Annotated in this window: 14 protein-coding genes and 1 tRNA gene; 5 read left to right on the top strand and 10 right to left on the bottom strand. The window is 49.7% G+C overall.

Annotated elements, in window-relative coordinates; translation table 11 throughout:
• Window positions 1-171 precede the first annotated feature (171 nt).
• Window positions 172-2,745, top strand: a complete 2,574-nt coding sequence (gene lon / locus QCB44_RS06755) for an endopeptidase La (RefSeq protein WP_279408846.1) — start codon at window positions 172-174, stop codon at window positions 2,743-2,745.
• Window positions 2,746-2,854: 109 nt separating this feature from the next.
• On the opposite strand, the gene QCB44_RS06760 is transcribed toward lon, so the two are convergent.
• Both QCB44_RS06760 and QCB44_RS06765 read right to left on the bottom strand, forming a co-directional pair.
• A complete protein-coding gene (locus QCB44_RS06760) occupies window positions 2,855-3,688 on the bottom strand; it encodes an HDOD domain-containing protein (protein WP_279408847.1) in 834 nt (277 codons plus the stop codon).
• 188 nt (window positions 3,689-3,876) lie between these two features.
• Window positions 3,877-4,500: an arylesterase gene (locus QCB44_RS06765; protein WP_279408848.1), complete on the bottom strand. Its 624-nt coding sequence runs from the start codon at window positions 4,498-4,500 to the stop codon at window positions 3,877-3,879.
• A gap of 54 nt (window positions 4,501-4,554) precedes the next feature.
• Between QCB44_RS06765 and QCB44_RS06770 the strand changes: the two genes are divergently transcribed.
• Together QCB44_RS06770 and QCB44_RS06775 are read left to right on the top strand one after the other, a co-directional pair.
• On the top strand, window positions 4,555-5,304 hold the full coding sequence (locus QCB44_RS06770; protein ID WP_279408849.1) for an ABC transporter ATP-binding protein: 750 nt from the start codon (window positions 4,555-4,557) through the stop codon (window positions 5,302-5,304).
• The gene (locus QCB44_RS06775) at window positions 5,297-7,789 is read left to right on the top strand and encodes an FtsX-like permease family protein (RefSeq protein ID WP_279408850.1); all 2,493 of its coding nucleotides are present in this window, start codon (window positions 5,297-5,299) and stop codon (window positions 7,787-7,789) included. The genes QCB44_RS06770 and QCB44_RS06775 overlap by 8 nt, the downstream gene beginning before the upstream one ends.
• A 73-nt stretch (window positions 7,790-7,862) precedes the next feature.
• On the opposite strand, the gene QCB44_RS06780 is transcribed toward QCB44_RS06775, so the two are convergent.
• Complete coding sequence (locus QCB44_RS06780; RefSeq protein WP_279408853.1) at window positions 7,863-8,396, bottom strand: DUF3087 family protein; 534 nt, start codon at window positions 8,394-8,396, stop codon at window positions 7,863-7,865.
• Window positions 8,397-8,655: 259 nt separating this feature from the next.
• Between QCB44_RS06780 and QCB44_RS06785 the strand changes: the two genes are divergently transcribed.
• Window positions 8,656-11,043: a PAS domain-containing protein gene (locus QCB44_RS06785; protein ID WP_279408855.1), complete on the top strand. Its 2,388-nt coding sequence runs from the start codon at window positions 8,656-8,658 to the stop codon at window positions 11,041-11,043.
• A gap of 101 nt (window positions 11,044-11,144) precedes the next feature.
• Here the strand turns inward: QCB44_RS06785 and QCB44_RS06790 are convergent.
• The 4 genes from QCB44_RS06790 to QCB44_RS06805 form a co-directional block, all read right to left on the bottom strand.
• Window positions 11,145-11,221, bottom strand: a tRNA-Pro gene (locus QCB44_RS06790).
• A 137-nt stretch (window positions 11,222-11,358) separates the two neighbouring features.
• Window positions 11,359-12,825 (bottom strand): efflux transporter outer membrane subunit, encoded by a 1,467-nt coding sequence (locus tag QCB44_RS06795; RefSeq protein WP_279408856.1) that lies wholly within the window; start codon window positions 12,823-12,825, stop codon window positions 11,359-11,361.
• Complete coding sequence (locus tag QCB44_RS06800; RefSeq protein WP_279408858.1) at window positions 12,822-15,977, bottom strand: multidrug efflux RND transporter permease subunit; 3,156 nt, start codon at window positions 15,975-15,977, stop codon at window positions 12,822-12,824. Before QCB44_RS06800 ends, QCB44_RS06795 begins: the two co-directional genes overlap by 4 nt.
• A 22-nt stretch (window positions 15,978-15,999) precedes the next feature.
• On the bottom strand, window positions 16,000-17,172 hold the full coding sequence (locus QCB44_RS06805; protein WP_279408861.1) for an efflux RND transporter periplasmic adaptor subunit: 1,173 nt from the start codon (window positions 17,170-17,172) through the stop codon (window positions 16,000-16,002).
• A gap of 169 nt (window positions 17,173-17,341) precedes the next feature.
• Here QCB44_RS06805 and QCB44_RS06810 point away from each other — a divergent pair, with 169 nt between their 5' ends.
• On the top strand, window positions 17,342-17,989 hold the full coding sequence (locus tag QCB44_RS06810; RefSeq protein ID WP_279408862.1) for a TetR/AcrR family transcriptional regulator: 648 nt from the start codon (window positions 17,342-17,344) through the stop codon (window positions 17,987-17,989).
• Window positions 17,990-18,093: 104 nt separating this feature from the next.
• Here the strand turns inward: QCB44_RS06810 and QCB44_RS06815 are convergent, their stop codons facing one another.
• The 3 genes from QCB44_RS06815 to pheT all read right to left on the bottom strand — a co-directional run bounded on the left by QCB44_RS06815 (window position 18,094) and on the right by pheT (window position 21,236).
• Window positions 18,094-18,477 carry a MerR family transcriptional regulator gene (locus tag QCB44_RS06815; RefSeq protein WP_279408864.1) on the bottom strand — a complete coding sequence of 128 codons (384 nt, stop codon included), beginning with the start codon at window positions 18,475-18,477 and terminating at the stop codon, window positions 18,094-18,096.
• The gene (locus tag QCB44_RS06820) at window positions 18,464-18,757 is read right to left on the bottom strand and encodes an integration host factor subunit alpha (RefSeq protein WP_279408866.1); all 294 of its coding nucleotides are present in this window, start codon (window positions 18,755-18,757) and stop codon (window positions 18,464-18,466) included. Before QCB44_RS06820 ends, QCB44_RS06815 begins: the two co-directional genes overlap by 14 nt.
• 88 nt (window positions 18,758-18,845) lie before the next feature.
• Window positions 18,846-21,236 (bottom strand): phenylalanine--tRNA ligase subunit beta, encoded by a 2,391-nt coding sequence (gene pheT, locus QCB44_RS06825; RefSeq protein ID WP_279408869.1) that lies wholly within the window; start codon window positions 21,234-21,236, stop codon window positions 18,846-18,848.
• Window positions 21,237-21,256 lie beyond the last annotated feature (20 nt).

Below are 21,256 nucleotides of genomic sequence, written 5' to 3' on the forward strand. Positions count from 1 at the left end.
ATCGGTTCTTGAATCTGTGTAATACAATCCACATATAATACCCTACTTTGCCAGCAGGCCGCCAAACAGAGCATTGATACTTTTTGCGGTTCAGCCACCAGACCAGTGAATTACAAACTGAGTAGGCCTGGTCAAACCGAATTCATACTATCAACAATTAAAAACAGAGCTATGACAGACACTAATCACAACCAGGACATTCTGAACGAAACCGATTTGGAAGCAGCGGAAACTCAGTCTGAATCCGCTCTGGAACCCGAAAACACCGTACTGGATGGTGAACACATCGCCAATAATGAACCCGGTCAAAGCCGTCACTTGGTGAAACCGGGACTGACGCTGCCGGGTGAAATTTTCTTATTGCCGGTTAAGGACCGTCCGTTTTTTCCTGGCCAACAACTCCCCGTACTGCTTAACAAGGAATCGTGGCTGGACACATTTGAAGCGATCAAAAAAAGCGACCATCAGTACGTCGGCATGGTCTTTGTGGATTTCGACGACCATGAAAAGGCACCGCCGGAAAGCTTTTCTCCTATCGGCACTTTAGTGCGCATTCACGAGCCAAAGGTACGTGAAGATTACATCCAGCTGATTGCCGAAGGGATACAACGTTTCCAGATTGATGAATGGATTTCGGACAGTGCGCCATATAAAGCACGGGTCAGTTATCCGGCCGACATCCGCAATGGCACCGACAAAGAATTTAAAGCCTACGGATTGGCGATTATGAACGCCTTCCGCGACCTGCTGCCGCTCAATCCGCTTTACAGTGAAGAACTGAAATATTTCCTGAATCGCTTTAGCCCAAGTGACCCGACCCATCTGGCGGATTTTGCCGCCAGCCTCACCACTGCAGACAGCAAAAAACTGCAGGAAGTGCTGGAGACCTTTGACTTGGTCGAACGCCTGGAAAAGGTGCTGGACCTGTTTAAGCAGGAAATTGAAGTCACCAAGCTGCAGTTTAATATCCGCGAACGCGTCGAAGAAAACCTGAGCGAACAGCAGCGCGAATTTTTCCTGCGTCAGCAGCTCAACGAGATTCAAAAAGAGCTTGGCCTGGTCAAAGACGACCAAACACTGGACAGCGACCGCTTTCGCGAACGCATGGCGGCCCTTGAGTTAAGTGAAGAAGCCAAAAAGAAAGCGGAAGAAGAGCTGGACAAGCTGGCGATGCTGGATCCACAATCTCCGGAATACAATGTCGCACGCAACTGGCTCGACTGGCTGACCCTACTGCCTTGGGGGCAGCACACCAAAGACATTTTGGACCTGAAACGCGCTAAGAAAGTACTCGATAAACGCCACGACGGTCTGGAAGATGTCAAAGACCGCATTCTTGAATTTCTGGCGGTCGGGGCTCTCAAGGGGGAAGTTTCCGGTTCCATCATCTGTTTGGTTGGGCCTCCAGGCGTCGGCAAAACCTCTATCGGCCGTTCCATTGCCGACGCTCTCGGACGCAAGTTCTACCGTTTTTCAGTCGGAGGGATGCGTGATGAAGCGGAAATCAAAGGACACCGTCGTACCTACATCGGGGCCATGCCAGGCAAATTCATCCAGGCACTGAAAGATTGTGAGAGCGCCAACCCGGTGATCATGCTCGATGAGATCGATAAAATTGGGGCGTCATTCCATGGCGACCCGGCCTCTGCCCTATTGGAAGTGCTGGACCCGGAACAGAACAACGAGTTCATGGACCACTTTATGGACGTGCGCTTTGACCTTTCCAAAGCGCTGTTTGTCTGTACTGCCAATACCCTCGACAGCATTCCCGGGCCCTTATTGGACCGTATGGAGGTGATTCGCCTCTCCGGTTACATTACCGAAGAGAAGGTGGAGATTGCCAAGCATCACTTGTGGCCTGAACTGTTGGAAGAGGCCGGACTGAGCAAAGAGCAGGTGCAAATTACCGCTCCGGCGATCCGCCATGTGATCGAGGGCTACGCTCGTGAAGCCGGCGTACGTAATCTGAAAAAACAACTGGCCAAACTGGTACGCAAGCTGGCGTTGAAACTGGTCACGGGCGAAATCGAACAGGCACGCATTCACGTCCACGAACTCGAAGAGATGCTGGGTCAGCCTCGTTTCACCCCGGAAAAGATGAACCAGCAGATTGGCACCGTCACCGGCCTGGCCTGGACCTCGATGGGCGGCGCGACCCTGACCATCGAGGCGAGCCGTGTACATACCTTAAACCGTGGCTTTAAACTCTCCGGCCAGCTGGGTGATGTCATGCAAGAATCCGCCGGCATCGCCTACAGTTTTATCTCGTCCAACTTGGATAAATACAAGGCGGACCCCGAGTTTTTCGACAAGGCGTTTGTACATCTCCACGTTCCGGACGGCGCCACCCCGAAAGACGGACCGAGTGCCGGCATCACCATGGCCACCGCCCTGCTTTCACTGGCACGCGATGAGGCGATGAAAACACCATTGGCGATGACCGGAGAACTCAGTTTAACGGGCCAGGTACTGCCGGTCGGCGGGATTCGCGAAAAAGTGATTGCGGCCAAACGTATCGGCATTAAGGAGCTGATTCTGCCGCATGACAATAAGAAAGATTTTGAAGAACTGCCGGATTATCTCCAGGAAGACTTGACGGTCCACTTCGCCAAGCATTTCGACGACGTGGCCAAACTGACCTTTAATATCCGCGCCAAATCACTGGCGTTAAAGGTCTATAAAGCCAGGCAGAAAGAAGCCCAGGAGTCTTCCAACGAGGCGGCAACCAATCCTGCTCACCACTGAATAACCGGCGTTAAGCCGATTTTAAAGGACTAAAACGCAACAGGCCTGCTCAGTTTCAAACCGGGCAGGCCTGTTGATTTTGATCGCTTAAAAACCCTCGCTCGCGGTTTTAGGTCTTAAAAGCGTAAGACATTAAGGCCGTACGAATTTCCTTGATTACTTCATAGGGCATCATCAACTCTTGAATGCCGTCCCGCTCATACTGGCGCATCTCTTCACCACGGTAAGCGCCTAGCGAAATTTCGGAGACGATCGCATTGGCAATCTTGATCATCGCCACCATGGCGCGCACCCGTTCATTCTGAATACGCCCACACTCCTCAATGTGATGCAGCATGATCGCATTGATCATATCCACCGGCAGATGCCACTTTTTGGCGATTAACACCCCCACCATGGCATGATGGGTACCGTACTCTTTCTCTTCACGTTCAATAATCGACGTCGGCAACGACATGGAACTGCTGAAGAAAGGCACATAGCGTTTTTCGTCTTTGGACGTCAACAGCAGAGCGCCGCAATTATGGAACAGCCCTAACATATAGGCTTCATCACGTGAAATCCCTTCCACCCATTCGGAGATATCTGCCATACAAAACGCCACATCCACACTGTGATCCATAATGTCTTTAAACAGCCCTTTCTGGCCGAACATGTTTTTCAGTGCGGAAGAGACCAACAGATTGTAGATGTTATCCAGGCCAAGGACATTGACCGCATCACGGATCGAACGGCAGGGCTCTTTAAGCTTAATGATAGGAGAGTTGACCAGACGCATCAATTCACCGGACAAAGTGGTGTTTTTTTCGATAATGGAAGCCACGGTACCCAGGTTCACGAACTTGCTTTTTAATTCGCGTTCCAGCATCAATACTTCTTCAGGCAGCTCGGGAATCTTAGTCCCTTGAATCGCTTGCACCGCCCTTTTCAATTTCTCTTGCATAAACCGTGTTAATTCCGAATAGGTTACCTGTTATTCACCAGACTGTGACATGATGCGGAGTTTACTGCTAGTTTCGTCATTATAAATCAAATTTGGGGATTTGGTTTTTTTATGGCGCTTTAATATTGAGCGTTATACCGCTTGACCACCTACCCTCTTGTCCCTAGCAAAAAACCGAAAATTGCGGTTTACAATCCGGCATTACGCGATTCGAGCAGCGGCTGAATCAGCGCCCAAACGCGTTGATAGATTTGCACCTGCGCCTGAGCATTCGGGTGCAAGCCGTCCAATTGCATCAGATCTGGGTCAAGCGCGACCGGCTCAATAAAGAATGGATCAAACGCCACTGCGTTTTTTTCCGCAAGATCGGCATACATTTTCTGTAACATGCGCTCGTAGGCCGGGCCGTAATTGGTGGGCAGGCGAATTCCCAGCAAAACCGGCGTGCATTGCGCAGCCAAGCAGCGGTCAATCATCGCTTGCAGATTGCGTTCGGTGGTTTTTAGATTTTGCCCACGCAGTGCATCATTCGCCCCCAGCTCCAAAATTAAAATATCGGGCCGGTAGGTTTCCATCAGTTTGGGTAATCTCTGTTTGCCACCGGAAGTGGTCTCGCCACTGATACTGCTGTTGACCACGTTTAACTGCGGTTGCGCTTTCTGCAACAGCGCCACCCAGCCGTCATCCCGCTCCATCCCGTAAGCCGCACTCAAACTGTCACCATGCACTAAAAGTGTGATCTTTTGTACGCCCAGTGTTTGCGCTAAAGGTGTAGCAAACGTTACACTAGAGTGAAGTGCCAACAATAGCACACCCCCCAGTAGATAAAGTCGTATTAGGTTTAATTTTCTAACCCGTGGAACAACATGAAAACCAGCCCAGACACCCAGCCAAGCCAGTTTATTGATGCCCTTATGGAGCCCGCCGTTATTCAACTGCACGATGTTCACTATCAAGTTCCTTCTGATCACCAGGTTTTAGATATCATAAAAGCCTGCTCTTTGGCTGTCCAGCCACAGGAAACCGTGGCCATCGTCGGACGTTCCGGTTCGGGCAAATCCACTCTGCTGTCGCTCATGGCCGGTCTGGAAACGCCGAGCTCGGGGGATATTTCGCTTTTGGGACAAAACCTGTGTCATCTCAACGAAGACCAACGCGCCCGACTGCGAGCCCGTCAGGTCGGGTTTATTTTCCAGAACTTTCAACTGATGCCGAGCATGAGCGCGTTGGAAAACATTTTAATGCCGTTGGAACTGTTTCAGATTGCCGATGCCGAACCCAAAGCGCGGCAAGCGCTGAAACGTGTCGGCCTTGCCGCCCGAGCCAATCACCGCCCGGCCGAACTCTCCGGTGGCGAACAACAACGCGTCGCCATCGCCCGCGCCTTTGTCACCGAACCCAAAGTCCTGTTTGCCGACGAACCGACCGGTAACTTGGATGAAGAGACCGCCAAACAGGTTGAAGATTTGCTGTTTGAACTGAATCAGACCCTTAATACCACGCTGATTTTGGTCACTCACGATCTGGACTTTGCCCACCGTTGCCAGCGTACCCTGCATCTGCAACATGGTCACTTGGTTGAACAGCATAGTGAACAGGACGCCGGCGATGAATGAGTCTTGGCTTCAAGATGCCGGTACGGCCTCCCGCTGGTTTTTCCGCAGTCTCAAAAAAGGCGACTGGGTGTGGCTGGTGGTGGCGGTGATTATCGCCAGCCTGACCGTGACTCTGGTTAAACAGCTTGGTGAAAGCGTTCAGCAGAGCATGCTGCGCAAAGCCGCCGAATCATTGGGAGCCGATCTGGTGATTCGCAGCAGCCGACCGCTTGATCCCCAGTGGCAACAGCGTGCTCAAGCACAAGGACTGCAAACCGCACAAACGATTTCACTGGTCACCATGGCGTTAAGCGGCGAGCAGTTTCAGCTGGTTCAGCTCAAGGCCGTTCCCGAACACTATCCTCTGCGCGGACGCATTCAAGCCACCGCTGAGCTGGCATTCAAACCGTTGGATTCTCAGCAGGCCTGGGTAGAACCGCGCTTGTTAAATTTGATGGGATTGAACGCTCAAAGCACCCTGACGCTTGGCGAGCGCCCATTTACACTCGCCGGAAGCGTGCGCAATCCGCAAGGCTTTTCTCCAATGAGCGGCTTTGCGCCGTTGGTGCTGATTCAAACGGATGAACTTGAGGCCACCGGACTGTTAGGACCGGGCAGCCGCGCCCGTTATGAACTGCAATTGGCAGGAGAAGCCAAACAGATCGAACGCTTTGCTCAACAACTTAGAAAACAAGACAACCCTCACTGGCAGATTCTCTCTGCACAATCCCCCGGCGAAGATTTGGAGAAGTCGCTGAACACCGCTTGGCTGTTTCTCGATCTGTCGGCGCTTTCTGCGGTCTTGGTGGCGGGCCTGTCGATTTTGATCGCCAGCCGTTTTTACCTCAACCGCTGGCGCAGTAGCATGGCGTTGATGCGCGCCATGGGGGCCAGCAACCGCCAAATGCAGCGCCTGTTTGCCATGCAATTGAGTTGGATCGCGGTCTTCAGTAGTCTGATCGGGGTGGGGCTCGGCTATGGTCTGTCGGTTGGCTTGCAACCGTTACTGGCCCAATATTTCGATCCGCTGGTGATCGCCTCGCCATGGACCGCCATGCTCACCGGCTTTATCAGCGGACTACTGGTTCTGTGGAGTTTTGCCTGGCAGGCGTTCCAAAACGCAGTGGGCACCGCGCCGATGCATATCCTCAAAGCGGTTCCGCAGTCACCGGATACCCTGCACTGGCTAATCAGTTTTGCCCTCTTGCTTGGCCTGATCACCCTGATGCTCGGCATCGACTCTTTGCTATGGATTCTGGCAGGCCTGGTGGTGATCAGCCTGGCCTTGCTGCTGACCGCCCACCTGCTGTTAAAAGCCATGGGCATACTGCAAGTTCGCAGCCGCGGCTGGTTGCGTATTGCACTCTCTAACTTATTGAAAGAACCAGGCCTGGTTAAAATTCAACTGGTATCCGTGGGCATGGTGTTGTTTGTGCTCATGCTGATGACCTTTATCCGCCAGGACATGCTGCAAAACTGGCAAGCCACCCTGCCGGAAAACACCCCCAATACTTTTGTGATGAATGTCCAGCCTGATCAACTGGAAACCACGAATCACATTCTCGCTCAATTCAATCTCCATCCCGAAATGGTGCCGATGGCACGCGGTCGCTTAACCGCCATTAACGAAATTCCGTTACGCGCTTCAGAACAAACCGAAGATCGCGCTCGTCGTTTACTGGAGCGTGAATCGAACCTGGCTTTTCTCAATGCCATTCCGGCTCATAATGAAGTCGTAGCCAGATTACCAACTGACCGCACAAAGGCAAATCCACTGCCTTGGGTATCGGTAGAATCCGGCATGGCTGAACTGTTCAATATTCATCCCGGGGATCGTCTGAGTTTCAACATCAGTGGCCAGACTGTCACCTATCAGGTCAACAGTTTGCGTTCGGTCGAGTGGCAGAGCTTTCAATTGAATTTCTTCTTTATCCTGCAACCGCAGAACGAATCCGACATCCCGGTTTCTTACATCGGTAATTTTTATTTGGGCGGTGACAACGGCGAAACAGAAAGACTTACCCGTAACCTGGCTGAACAGGTTCCGGGAGTCTTGCTCATCGACGTGCGCCAAATCATGCAACAAATTCAGGAAATCATGTCACAGGCCAGTTGGGCGGTTTCAGGGCTGTATGGCTTTACTCTGCTGGCCAGCCTCGGCGTCCTCTTTACCGCCACGCTGGCCAGCCAGCAAGGACGGGTGCAAAGCTGGTTGTTGCTCCGTACCCTGGGGGCCACCAATCGCGAGATTTACCAGATCGGACTGACGGAATTTCTCCTTCTCGGCGGTTTGGCCGGACTGTTGGCCGCAAGCTTTGCGCAACTGAGCGGCGTGCTGATCAGTCATTTCCTGCTCAAAACCGAGGCACAAGTCGAGCCGCAACTATGGGGATTAAGCGTGATCAGTGGAATGGGATTATTGCTGTTGATTGGGTTGCTGACCCAGCATCGTTTTTTAAGAAAAAGTCCGCAGCAACTCAAACTCTATTTGAACCACCACGGCTAACAAGATTCCTGACGAAACCGAACAGGCCTGTTCGGTTTCGTCTAAAGAGAAGCATAAACCTGTAATAACAGCCTTAGCCAGCCTCTGACGCATGACTAAAACGTTCGACCCATTGCGGATCAAAACGCCGCTGTTCCAACGCAATGCCATGCTCTCGCAACCTGGTTTCCAAAGCGTGTTTTTCGGCCTGTAAATCAATCAACGCGGTGCTGTTCTCTTCCAAACGGTGCATCTGCGCCAACCCTAGGTGATAAAAACGCAGAATTTTCATCGCCTCTTCATCCCCCGCTTCCACGGCTTCCTGAATTGGGCGCAACTTGTTCGTAATATGCATCAGACTGCGCTTCAAACGCCAAGCATACATGGCCTCTTTCATCCACGGTTGATCCTTAAAAAACCACTTAACAATGAATCCGGTCAGTACCAATCCGGCAAAGGCGCCCATAAAGTTCAATACGATCAGGTTATTGGAATAGTCACCTAGCCAGTGTACAAACAGTCGCGCAGTCGCCAAGCCTACGACCATAAACATCGCCATAATAATCATGGTCGATTTACGCGTCTGCTTGCGGTAATGTTGCGGATCAATTTCTTGTAACTCAAACACGGAAATTTCCTCTTACTGTTAAGACAGCGCAGTATATTACCATCTTAAAAGAAACGGTTGATCAAGTTCTTTTCAGAACCTTAAAGTGCTTAACCATCATCATCCCGCATGCCACCGACTTTGCGTTGTTATTTATACAAAACCACTACCCCCCTACCAATCAATCGTCTCAAAGGGTTAGCGTCTTTACATTGAGTTATTGAATAAAACGCTCTAGAATCGAAGATAAAACGGTCAAAAATCCCAAAGTAGATCCATAGTGAAAACCTTATACAACAGCGATATCCATTCGGGAAAAATCATCTTTTTCGTTTGGGACGCCTCCCAAAACTGGCGAGTCAAAAGCGTTTCTGAAAGTATTTTTCCAATTCTCGGCTATGCAAGCGAAGACTTTGAAAGCGGTGACGTTGATTATGCATCCCTTATCCATCCGGATGACCTCGCCAAAGTCAAACAAGCACTCAGCTATGCGGTGCGAACGGGAAAAGATGAATTTAGCCATGAAATTTACCGCGTTAAGGGGGCGGACAATCAATACCGTTATGTCTATGACCATACCAAAATCATTCGTAATGAGACTGGCGAGGTCATTGAATATCACGGCTATGTTGCGGATGAAACCAAGCTTACCGAACAAAATATCCGCCTGGAACTGGTTCTATCCGGCACCGGTTTAGGCTTATGGGACTGGAACCCGCAAACCCATGAAGTCACTTTTGACGAACGCTGGGCCGAGATGTTGGGCTACAAGCTTTCAGAAATCGAACCCAGAGTGGAATCCTGGGAATCCAGAGTACACCCGGACGATCTGCCAAAGTGTTATGAAGATTTGCAGGCACACATGGACGGCAAAACCGAGCTTTACGAAAACGTGCACCGCATGATGCATAAAGACGGCAAATGGCGCTATATTCTCGACAGAGGGCGTATTGTTGAACGTGATTTGGACGGCAAACCAACCCGTTTCTCAGGCACCCATACCGACATCACCCATATTAAAGAGATTCAGTTTCAGCTGGAGAGAAAAAATCAGGAGCTCAAAAAACTTCATGATTCATTAAACGAAGCGTCCAAAGTGGCCAAAATTGGATTTTGGGAATACATAGACGGCGCCCCGTTTTTAAGTTGGAGCGAAGGCACCTACGACATCTTCGAAATCGGCGATTACCAGCAAAAAATCTCATATGCTGATTTTCTCAACCATCTCGATCCTGCCGAAGCGGAAACCTTGAACGCCACTTTCCAACACTCTATTCAAAACCAACGGCCTTATTTCACAACCCATAAAATCCGCACCGCTGAAGACCATATTAAATATGTCGAAGAACGAGCTGTTCATTATTATGATGAAACCGGTCGCTACCAAAAATCCGTAGGCAGCATCTACGATGTCAGCGAACAATATTTGGCGCAGCAGGACTTGGAAAAACAGCGAGTGAAATATCACACGCTGATGAACAATGCTTCTGACGCCCTGTTCATTATGTCTATCGATGGCAGACTGGTTGAATACAGCAAACAAACCCATGAGCTGCTCGGCTACACAGATGATGAAATGAAAAACCTCACCGTCTTTGACTGGGATAAAGAGATCACTGAAGCAGAATTTCAAGGCATTGTCGATGCCCTCTCACAGAAAAATCAAGCGATTACCGTAGAGCGCACCCATACCCGTAAAGACGGTTCAGAATATACGGCTGAAATCACAGCCAATCTGGTGGAAATCGGCGATGAACGGTTTGTTTATGCCGCAGTCCGAGACATCACCGAGAAAAAACAGCAGGACGCTTTGATTCTTGAACAGCGCAACGAACTGGAAACCATTTTCAGCTCAGCTCTGGAAGGTATAGGCCTGATCAATTTAGAGCATGGCTTCATCAAGGCCAACAATAAGTTGATGGAAATCCTGGGATACCGCTTTCCAGAACTACAACAGAAACAATTCGATGAATTAGCGCATCCCGACGATCAGGAAAAGGCAGGTAATATCTATCTCACTGCTATTCAAAAAGGCACCTGTGAAAATACCGAAGTAAGATTTATTAGCAAAGACGGCTCTGTCAAACTGTTGAATATCTCGATGGCACTCATGCCCAATAAACAAGAGTTGCTCATGACGATGGCCGACCATACCGAGTTGTGGAAAAAAGAGCAGCTGTTGATCGAAAAGTCTTATACCGATGAATTAACCCAACTGCAAAACAGAAAGGCGTTTAAGAAAAAATTGAATGAACTTTTATCCTTAAATAAACGTTACGGTTCAACTTTCTCTTTTGTCATTTTTGACATCGACAATTTTAAAGCCATCAATGATACCTTCGGCCACCAGGCCGGCGACCGGGTTCTAATCAATCTCAGCGAGTTGATTCAAACCTCCATTCGGGAAAATGACTATCTCTTCCGGATTGGTGGTGAAGAGTTTGTCATTCTCATGGCAGAAACAAGTGTGCACAATGCCGCACAGGCGGCTGAAAAGTTACGCGAAGCCATTAATGCACAATTAACACTGCATGAAAATGCGGTCACAATCAGTCTTGGCGTCACCGAAGTCAAGGAGCTCGATGATGAAGACGACATCTACATCAGAGCGGATAACTTTTTGTACCAATCCAAAGCGGAAGGCAAGAATATGGTGACAAGCGGGTAAGACAATATAAAATCGCCCCACATATATGCATATTCAATGGATGTTTTTGGGATAAATCAGAAATAAAGCCAATATAACTTATTGATTTTATTATATATAAATGGTCGGAGTGACAGGATTTGAACCTGCGACCACCACACCCCCAGTGTGGTGCGCTACCAAACTGCGCTACACCCCGATATAAGAGAGTTAGAATTATAGGGAGTTTGTGCGACAAATCAACCAGGCCTGCCTGTTTTTGACTGGTTTTTTTATCTTCTCATTGCGCGCGATCCAGCTGCGAAATGCAAGCACTCCCTATAAGGTTTAATTACATCAAGGCTTTGGTTCCGCTTTTAACCAGCTACCGCCCAGAGCTTTATAGAGGCTGACCAAGGCGCTGGAATGGTTCAGCTTCATGGTCACTTCAGCCAATTCGGCATTGAACAGGTTGCGCTGAGCGTCCAGTACTTCCAGGTAACTGGAATAACCGGCATCGAAACGATTCTTCGCCAAGTCCAATGTCTGCTTCAAAGCGCTCACCTGACGCTTCTGAGCTTCAAGCTGCTTACTGCTGCCTTCCAACTGCGTCAAGGCATCCAAAACCTCTCTGAAAGCGTTACGAACCGTCTGCTGATAATTGATCACCATCGCTTTCTTGTCCGCTTCACTGTATTGAACCATGGCTTGACGGCGGCCGTAGTCGAAGATCGGCGCACTGATTCCAGCCGACGCGTTCCACATGACCGAATCGTCATCAAACAGATGGCTCAAGGCTTCACTCTGGAAGCCCAACAGGCCTGTCAGACTGATCGAGGGGAACAAGGCCGCTTTGGCGACACCGATATTGGCATTCGCGGCAATCAAACGCTGTTCGGCTGCATAAATGTCCGGGCGGCGGTCCAGTAAGTCCGACGGCAGACTTTTCGGTATCGGTAAGCTGTGAGTAAAGGCTAAAGATTCCGTTGGCATTGTTTCAGCGGACATTTCGACCAGAGCTTTCGGTGAGCGTCCGACCAAGACGCCTAATGCATGCAACTGCAAGTCACGCTGTTCCTGAAGCTGGTGAAGCGAAATCTCCACCGCAGCCAGTTCGGATTCGGCCTGATAGACCGTCAAAGGGGTCACACTTCCATACTCCAACTGGGTCTGCCGCAGTTCAAGCGTCTCTTTTCTCGATTGCACCGTGTTCTGCGCCAACTTCAAACTCTGATTCAGGGCCATCAGGTTCAGATACGCCTTGGCAACCGCGGCACTGATGCTCAGCTTCAAGGTATGCTGATCAGCTTGTGTGGCTTTGAGCGTCGCCTCGGACTGTTTCACCGAAGCGTCAACCCTGCCCCACAAATCGATTTCATAGCTCAATAGGGCCCCCAGAGAAAAATCACCGAAAGTGGTCCCCTGCTGGAGTGGATAAGCTTGGTCACTACTCTGAATTCGAGCCAGTCCAGCGTTGGCATTCAGTTCAGGATACTGTCCGGAGCGGCTCTGGCGTAATACTGAGACCGCTTTTTCCAAATTCACACGCGCCAGAGCAATGTCCTGATTGTGTTGCAGTGCGTCGGCAATCAGCTTATCCAATGTCGAGTCGCCACATAACTGCCGCCACCAAACCGATTCATCCGCAGCGACGCTTTTCAGCTGCTGGGTCTGGGTCAGTGGCCACTGCTCCGGAAGTTCGGTTTTCGGTTTTTCATAAACCGGAATCTGACTGCATCCCGTCAACAACAAAATCGGCATCAGTATAGACCACGGTTTTAACACCGTACGATTCATCGCTTTATTCAACGTGAACTGTTTCATCTTTCTGACTCCTGTGTGATGGCCGGTTTCTCAATTTTAGTCCCTTCTTTACCGGAAATGCGTTCCGAAAATTCGGCGATCCAGCGGAAGAACATCGGCACAAACAACGGAGCGAAAACGGTTGCCGCAATCATTCCACCCACCAATCCGGTTCCCACCGCCTCACGGGCGGCGGCGCCGGCACCGGTACTCAACATCAGAGGCACCGCCGCAATGGTGAATGCCAGCGAGGTCATCACAATCGGACGGAAACGCAATTTGGCGGCATGTTGCGCCGCTTCCACCAAGGGCACACCTTTCTTACGTTCCTGCATCGCCACCTCGACAATCAGAATCGCATTCTTCGCCGACAGACCGATCAAGGTCAGAAGCCCGAGTTCAAAATAGATGTCGTTACTCAAGCCACTCAACCAGACGGCAATCGACGCACCTAGCACCGCAAACGGCACCGCGGTGATGACAGCCAACGGAATCGACCAACGCTCATATTGTGCCGCCAGGATCAGGAAAACAAACAGCAGGCCAAACAGAAACGCCTGGTTACCGGCACTGGCCGATTGCTTCTGCTGATAGGCTTCACCCACCCAGCCTAGCGAATACCCTTCCGGCAAGACTTCTTTGGCCACCTCTTCAAATGCGGCAATCGCTTGACCGGAGCTGTAACCTGGGGCCGGCTCCCCCATCAATTTAGCGGCCGGGAACAGGTTAAAACGATCGACAACGTCGGCTCCGGTCAGACGCTTGAAGGTCACCAAACTGCTCAACGGAATCATTTCACCGGTTTGCGAACGCACGAACACTTGTGACAAGTCATCCGGTTTTTCACGGTAATCGGCTTCTGATTGCAGATTCACCTTGTAGGTACGCCCGTATAGGTTGAAGTCATTAACGTACAAGCTTCCGAACGTGGCCTGCATGGCCGCAAATACTTCTTTGGCGGAAACCTGCATGCTCTGTGCCTTCTCTCGATCCAATACCACCTCATACTGTGGAACCTTGGTCGAGAAGGTTGTGCGCACCTGTTGCAACTCAGGACGTGCCGCCGCTTTGGCGATCAACTCATCGGTCACCTTACTCAGAGCAAGCGACCCCTGGCCTGTCCGGTTTTGCAGATAAGCTTCAAAACCACCGGTCATACTCATCCCCATGATGGTCGGCATGCCGATCGGGATACTGAAGGCATCCGGTACGGCCATCAATTGGCCGAATAGCTGTCCAACAATCGCATCAGACGACAATTCAGGCGATTGACGCTCATCCCAGTGTTTCAGTTTCACAAATGAAACCGCCGAATCGGTTTTTTGGGTGAATGTCTGCAAGTCGAATCCAGCGAAACTAATGGCGTGTTCGACCCCCGGATGCGCCAATAAGGTATCACTTACCTGATCACGCACCACTTCCATCCTCGACAACGAAGAAGCCGGTGGCAAGTAGCTTAATACAAACAGCGTTCCTTTATCTTCTTGTGGTAACAGGCTTTTCGGCAAATGACTTAAAGACTGATAAGTCACGGCAATCAAACCACCGAACAGAATGACGCTGATCAAACTGTAACGCATCACCAGACGGACACCGGAACTGAACCCGGAAGTCAGCCAATTGAAGAAGCGGTTGAAGGCACCGAAGAAACGGCCCTCCTCCAAATGTCCCGACTTCAACATATTGGCACACAGCGCCGGCGTCAAGGTCAGTGCGACAATACCGGAAATGGTGACCGAAATCACGATGGTAATGGCGAACTGCTTGTACATCTGACCCGTCAAGCCGCCGATAAAGGCGACCGGCAGGAACACCGCTGCCAATACCAGTACGATGGCGATGATCGGACCGGTGATCTCGCTCATCGCTTTCAGCGTCGCCTCACGTGCGGACAGGTGATAGGTTCGCATAATGCGCTCCACGTTCTCTACCACGATAATGGCGTCATCCACCACAATCCCGATTGCCAGGATCATACCGAACAGCGTTAACTGGTTGATCGAGAAACCAAGCAGGTACATACCGATGAAGGTTCCGATAATCGAAACCGGAATCGCCAAAACCGGAATCAAAGTCGCACGGAAGTTCTGCAGGAACAGGAACACCACCAGAACAACGAGAACCAGTGCTTCAAGCAAGGTATAGATAACTTTGTTAATGGAGATCTCGACAAACTCGGTGGTATCGTAAGGCACAGCATAAGACAGGCCTTTCGGAAATTTCGCCGCGAGTTCTTCCAGCTTTGCGTCGATCAACTTGGACGTTTCCAAGGCATTCGCGCCTGGTTGCAGGAACACCCCCATAGGCACAGTTGGCTTACCGTCAAAGGTCGCATTGAAGTTATACGCTTGCGCGCCCAGCTCGACTCTGGCAACATCTTTCAGGCGCAACATCGCACCGTCTTTTTCCGCGCGTAGAATGATATTTTCGAACTGAGAGACATCAGACAAACGCCCTTCGGTCGTCACCGTATAAGTGAAAGCTTGCGCTCTATCCATAGGTTCCTGGCCGAAACGTCCGGCCGCAAACTGAGAGTTCTGCGCCTTGATCGCTGCCGAAATGTCGTTCGGAGTCAAATTAAACTTCGCCAGTTTGTTCGGATCCAGCCAGATACGCATGGAATAATCCTTGGAACCGAACTGTCTGACCTCGCCCACGCCTGGAATACGAGACAAATCGTCCAGCACATTGATCAGGCCATAGTTCGCGATAAAGACCGTATCCAGACTCGAATCATCGGAGTAAAGCGCGATAACCTTAAGGATACTGGAAGACTTTTTGTTGACCTGTACACCCAATTGCTGAACTTCGGCAGGCAAACGGCTTAAAGCTCCCTGAACCTTGTTGTTCACGTTGATGTTAGCCTGATCGATATCGGTACCAATATCGAACGTAACCGTCAAGGTCAAGGTGCCGGAAGAGGAGGTGACACTGTTGATGTACAACATATCGTCAATCCCGTTAATGGCCTGCTCCAAAGGCGCCGCGACGGTGTCGGCGATGGTTTCCGCACTGGCTCCCGGATAGGTCGCGACCACACTCACCTGCGGCGGGACAATTTCAGGATATTCGGCGATAGGCAGCGATTTCATTCCCATGTAACCGGCAATCACGATGATGAATGAAAAAACCGTGGCCATGACCGGACGGTCTATAAAGAATCTCGAAAACATGACTTATCCTTTTCCGCTTAGATTATTGCGCTTTCTGTTTCTCGACTGAAGCCGTAGCTGGCAAAATCTGCACAGGGGATTTAGGTCTCAACTTGATGAGGTTACTGACAATGACCTGATCACCGTCTTCCAGCCCTGATTCCACCAACCAGTTTTCACCATCCTGTGCCGCCAGAACGACTGGGTAAAGCTCAGCCAATCCCTGCTTGACGACATAGACAAAGGCTTGTTGCCCCATTTGCAGAACCGCTTTTTGCGGAATTGAAAACACGTTTTTACGCGTTGCGGAATACACTCTCAAACGAACAAATTCACCGGGCAGAAACTGCGAATTTGAATTATCGAAAATCGCGCGTGCCTGAACACTCCCGGTTTCAGCATCAATCTTACTGTCGGTAAAATCGACAACTCCTTTCGCCAATACCTGTTGCTTGTCGTTGATGATTTCGGCACGCAATTTGTCGTCGCTGACCACTTGAACCTTACCTTCTACAATTTGTTTGTGCAAAGAAAGGCGTTGGCTATCCGGAATCGCATACACCACATAAATCGAATCCAACTGAGTGATGGTGGTCAGCACGCTGTTGTTCGCGTCCGTACCGACCAGATTCCCTAGATCCTGCTGTTTGATACCGGTCACGCCGGAAATCTCCGCTCTAACCTTGGTGTAATCCAAGTCGATCTGAGCATCGTTCAAAGCCGCTTTCGCCCCTTCCAATGACGCCCTGGCCAATTCAAGGCTGGAAATAGCCGTATCTCGTTCCTGCTCGCTCACCGCTTTCTTCTTGTAAAGCCCACTGACTCGATTGTATTCCCTTTCCGCCTGGTTTAAATTGGCCTGAGCGACCTGAACCTGGGCCTTGGCCTTATTTACCAGTGCCTGATAACGGCGATCGTCGATCTGATACAACACCTGACCCGCTTTTACAGTTTGGCCATCCTGATAGAACTTCTTCTGCAGAATCCCGTTGACGCGTGCATAGACTGTCGCTTGCTGAACCGCCTGGGTTCGTCCTGGATACTCGAAAAAGACTGGCTTATCCTCACTTTTCACTTCCAGGACATTGACCGGCATTGCTGAACGTGCAGCGGCTTCACCCTTTTCCTGAGCGGAATAAGCTTCGACCGGTATTAACATGGTTGCAGCAAATAGCCATGCGCCCACTTGAGCCAAGGTTTTGGAAACAGTGAACATAGGATCTCCCTCAAACTGAATTTGTCATAAAAAAGAAGTGTAACATACACTACACTTTATTCACAATTAGAGAATTTCACTTTTTGGTATCATAACCACATAAAATAAAATGCAATAGATTGAATACCCAATTCGTCAAATCAAGAGTCGTCAAACCAAGAGAAAATCGATGTCGAAAGCACCCGTTAATAAAACCGCCACTGTACCAGCAACAACCAAAAGAGGACTGGCCCGCCAACAGAAATTTATTGAGGTAGCGGAGCACTTTTTTTTAGAAAACGGTTATGAAAGCACCAGCGTCAACGAAATCGTAAAAATTGCCGGCGGTTCCTTAGGAACGCTTTATCGACTGTTTGGTAATAAGCTCGGATTATTTGAAGCGGTATTCAAAAAGAAATCAAAAGAACTGTTTTCACAGTTTGATCGGGCCGATTTTTGGACCGATGACCTGCATAACAGCCTGTTTCAGTTTGGTAACTCTCTGCAAAAATTAGCCCTTTCCCGCGATGGAATTGCCATTTATCGTTTGGTGGTCACAGAAAATAACCTCGACCAGGGGGAGATTCAAAAAATCTTTTATAAATACGGACCACAAACTGCTATTTGCATGCTCTCAACGTATCTACAAAAACAATTGGATAACGGAAAAATAGAGTTGATTGACCCACAGCTTGCCGCTTCCCAATTTCTGGAAATGATCAAAGGGCCCTTTACGTTACGCGCTCTGTTTGGTGAGGAGATTCAACAAAAGGAACTGGATATGGCTCTGGAGCAAGCAATCCATATTTTTTTACAGGGATGTAGGGTCAAACAATAGCCGTAGAGCGTGCTTGGACTGATTAAGCGAATAGGCGGGATTGACTAAGGCGGCGGCACCCGGCCGGTTTTTAAATTAATCTAGCACTACACATTGGAGAGACGTTAATAACGCTGATTAATATAGTTTCTGAACTCTTTGATTTCGTTACGAATCGTCTGCATCTGTTCCAGAACACTGCGCTTTTCTTCAGGCAGATCCGCTGAATTTGGATTGACCCGGTTTTTAGCTAAACGGGCTTTAGCCCCCGGAATGGTGAAACCTTGATCGTGCAATAGACTTCTGATCTCGAGGATCAACTCAACATCATTTCGTTGATAATAGCGACGGCCACTACGTTTACTGGGTTCCAGCTGCGGAAACACCTGCTCCCAATAGCGCAATACATGCGACTTCAGAGAGCATAATTCAGCCACCTCCCCAATCGTAAAATACTTCTTATCAGGGAGGTCGATTTGCAGCTGTGTATCCGGTTTAGGCTTCGCCATGATTATCGATTTGTGCACGCAGTTTCTGACCAGGTTTAAATGTTACCACCCTTCTGGCAGAAATGGGAACATCTTCACCGGTACGAGGATTACGTCCTGGACGAGACGATTTGTCTCTTAACTCGAAATTGCCAAAACCAGATAACTTAATCTGCTCACCCGAAACCAACACTTCACTGATTTGATCATAGAATTGCTCTACGATCTCTTTCGATTCACGTTTGTTAAATCCAAACGTATCAGACAGTGTTTGTGCAATATCTGCTTTTGTAAGAGTCATGGTTTTTTATCCTTATTGTTATCCGCAGAGGCCAGAGAACTCCAACCGATCTGCTTTTACCAATGCTGTCTAAATCAATATTTACTGTTTATCGCAAAACAGCGTTCACCGCTTGTTTAGCTGAAGCCAATACTGACTCCACCAGAGCGTCAACCTCTTCATCCTGAAGAGTACGCTCTGCATGTTGAACCTTCAGAGTCAATGCCACACTCTTCTGACTTTCTTCAATTCCTTGTCCGCGGTAAATATCAAAAATCTCCACCTTTTGAAGAATATCCGAATCCACGGCCACGACGGCATCAACCAGCGCCTGAACCGGCACCTTATCGTCGACGACAAACGCTAGATCACGTTGAACTTCCGGGAATTTAGAAATGGCTTGTGCCGCCGGTACCTGCATCGTCATTAAAGCATCCTGACGAATTTGGAATAAGAACACATCGCCGCTGACGCCCATCGGTTTGGCCAGTTGCGGATGCAATTTACCCATCACACCAACTTCCTTGCCGTCTTTCATTAGGGCCGCAGACTGTCCAGGATGTAATGCCGGATGCTGACACGCTTCAAAACGGATGGTTCCCAACTGATGACTCATTCGCAACAGGGTTTCAACATCCCCTTTCAGGTCAAAGAAATCCGCCTTGCGGGCCACTTCATCCCATCCGGAATCAGCCACACCCCCCACAATAGCACCGCCGATCATCGGGACTTGCGTCGCCCCCGTTGGATCCGCTTCATTTTTATAAAACACCAATCCACTCTCAAATACACGTACTCGAGACTGCTGACGGTTTTGGTTATAGGCGACGGTTTGCAACAAACCTGGGAATAAGGTGGTACGCATTGCTTTCATATCATCTGAAATGGGATTTTTCAGCAATACATAAGGCAGATCCGGAGCCAACAGCTGTTGTTTGCCTTCTTCCACAAAGCTATAGGTAATCACTTCATTGTAACCACGCTGCACCAGCGCCGTTTTCAGGGCATGCAATTCTTGTTCGGATTCTGGCAACTCATTCAACGTCATTGGCGCCATCACCGGCGTTTCCGGCAGATTGTTATAACCGTAAACTCGCCCGATCTCTTCAATCAGATCCATCTCGATCGCCATATCAAAACGGAAAGTCGGGGCAGTAACCTGCCAACCCGAATCGGTTGCCACGCACTCAAATCCAAGGCCGGCAAAAATCGCTTCGACTTTACTGTCTTCAATCTGAAGTCCGAGACGTTTACCAATCGTCTCACGTCGCAATTCAATGGTCACTGGCTTGGCCAAGTTCGCATCATCCACCACTGAAACAATTTCGCTGACCTCTCCGCCAGCGATTTCGGTAAACAACTGCAATGCGCGATTTAGTGCACGCTCAGGCAGCATTGGATCCACACCACGCTCAAAACGATGAGAAGAGTCTGTGTGTAGTCCATATTGACGCGCTTTACCGACAATCGCCAAGGGTGAAAAATGCGCGCATTCAAAGAAAATAGACTGGGTTTCATCGGTAACTGACGTAGACAAACCGCCCATGATCCCAGCCAAAGCAATGGCACCGGAATCGTCCGCAATGACCAAGGTGTCGTCATTTAGGTTCAGCTCTTTGTCATCCAAAGTAACCAACTTTTCCCCCGCTTTAGCCAGACGAACTTGAATCTCACCTTGCAGCTTATCCAAGTCAAACGCATGCATTGGCTGGCCAAGTTCCAGCAACACATAGTTGGTAATATCAACCACCAAGCTTAACGAGCGGATACCACCACGTTGCAGCTTCTGTTTCATCCACAGCGGCGTTTGCGCCTGTGCATCAAACCCTGTGACCACACAACCCAAATATTTTGGACAGGCCTGTCCATTTTCAACCGTAACTTTCTGCGAACAAGCACCGCTAAAGTTCAACTCAGCCGCTGAAAACGGCACGTTAAAATCGGCGCCGCTGATGGCGGCGACATCACGCGCAATTCCTTCTACACTCAAACAATCGGCCCGGTTTGGCGTCAGATCGACATCAATCATATGGTCATTTAGATCGAGATAGTCACGCACATCCATACCGACAGGGGCATCATTCGGCAGCACCAGCAAACCGTCCACCCCATCATCTTCTAAGCCGATTTCGGTCGCGCCACACAGCATACCGTTTGAAGGGACACCTCGCAGTTTGGCTTTTTTAATCTTGAAGTCACCCGGTAATACCGCGCCGACCTTGGCACAACAGGCTTTCATCCCTGCGACAACGTTTTTTGCACCACAAACGATTTGCAGCGGCTTCTCTTCGCCCACATCAACCTGAGTCACATTCAACTTATCGGCATCCGGATGCTTCTCCACCGAGATGACATGCCCCACGACGACATGAGTAAACGCTCCGGCAACCGGCTCAACAACATCCACTTCCAAACCGGCCAAACTCAATGCCTCGGCCAGCTCATTGGTATTCCATTCAGGATTGGTCCACTCTCTTAACCAATTTTCACTTAATTTCATATCTCTTACTCATCCGGCCC

The sequence above is a fragment of the Thiomicrorhabdus sp. zzn3 genome, assembly GCF_029767755.1.
Classification (GTDB): Bacteria; Pseudomonadota; Gammaproteobacteria; order Thiomicrospirales; family Thiomicrospiraceae; genus Thiomicrorhabdus.

What these genes read in the sequence shown, in the direction of transcription:
- lon (WP_279408846.1), top strand. Translation starts at nt 172, where the DNA reads ATGACAGACACTAATCACAACCAGGACATTCTGAACGAAACCGATTTG.
- QCB44_RS06760 (WP_279408847.1), bottom strand. Translation starts at nt 3,688, where the DNA reads ATGCAAGAGAAATTGAAAAGGGCGGTGCAAGCGATTCAAGGGACTAAG.
- QCB44_RS06770 (WP_279408849.1), top strand. Translation starts at nt 4,555, where the DNA reads ATGAAAACCAGCCCAGACACCCAGCCAAGCCAGTTTATTGATGCCCTT.
- QCB44_RS06775 (WP_279408850.1), top strand. Translation starts at nt 5,297, where the DNA reads ATGAATGAGTCTTGGCTTCAAGATGCCGGTACGGCCTCCCGCTGGTTT.
- QCB44_RS06795 (WP_279408856.1), bottom strand. Translation starts at nt 12,825, where the DNA reads ATGAAACAGTTCACGTTGAATAAAGCGATGAATCGTACGGTGTTAAAA.
- QCB44_RS06800 (WP_279408858.1), bottom strand. Translation starts at nt 15,977, where the DNA reads ATGTTTTCGAGATTCTTTATAGACCGTCCGGTCATGGCCACGGTTTTT.
- QCB44_RS06805 (WP_279408861.1), bottom strand. Translation starts at nt 17,172, where the DNA reads ATGTTCACTGTTTCCAAAACCTTGGCTCAAGTGGGCGCATGGCTATTT.
- QCB44_RS06810 (WP_279408862.1), top strand. Translation starts at nt 17,342, where the DNA reads ATGTCGAAAGCACCCGTTAATAAAACCGCCACTGTACCAGCAACAACC.
- QCB44_RS06815 (WP_279408864.1), bottom strand. Translation starts at nt 18,477, where the DNA reads ATGGCGAAGCCTAAACCGGATACACAGCTGCAAATCGACCTCCCTGAT.
- QCB44_RS06820 (WP_279408866.1), bottom strand. Translation starts at nt 18,757, where the DNA reads ATGACTCTTACAAAAGCAGATATTGCACAAACACTGTCTGATACGTTT.
- pheT (WP_279408869.1), bottom strand. Translation starts at nt 21,236, where the DNA reads ATGAAATTAAGTGAAAATTGGTTAAGAGAGTGGACCAATCCTGAATGG.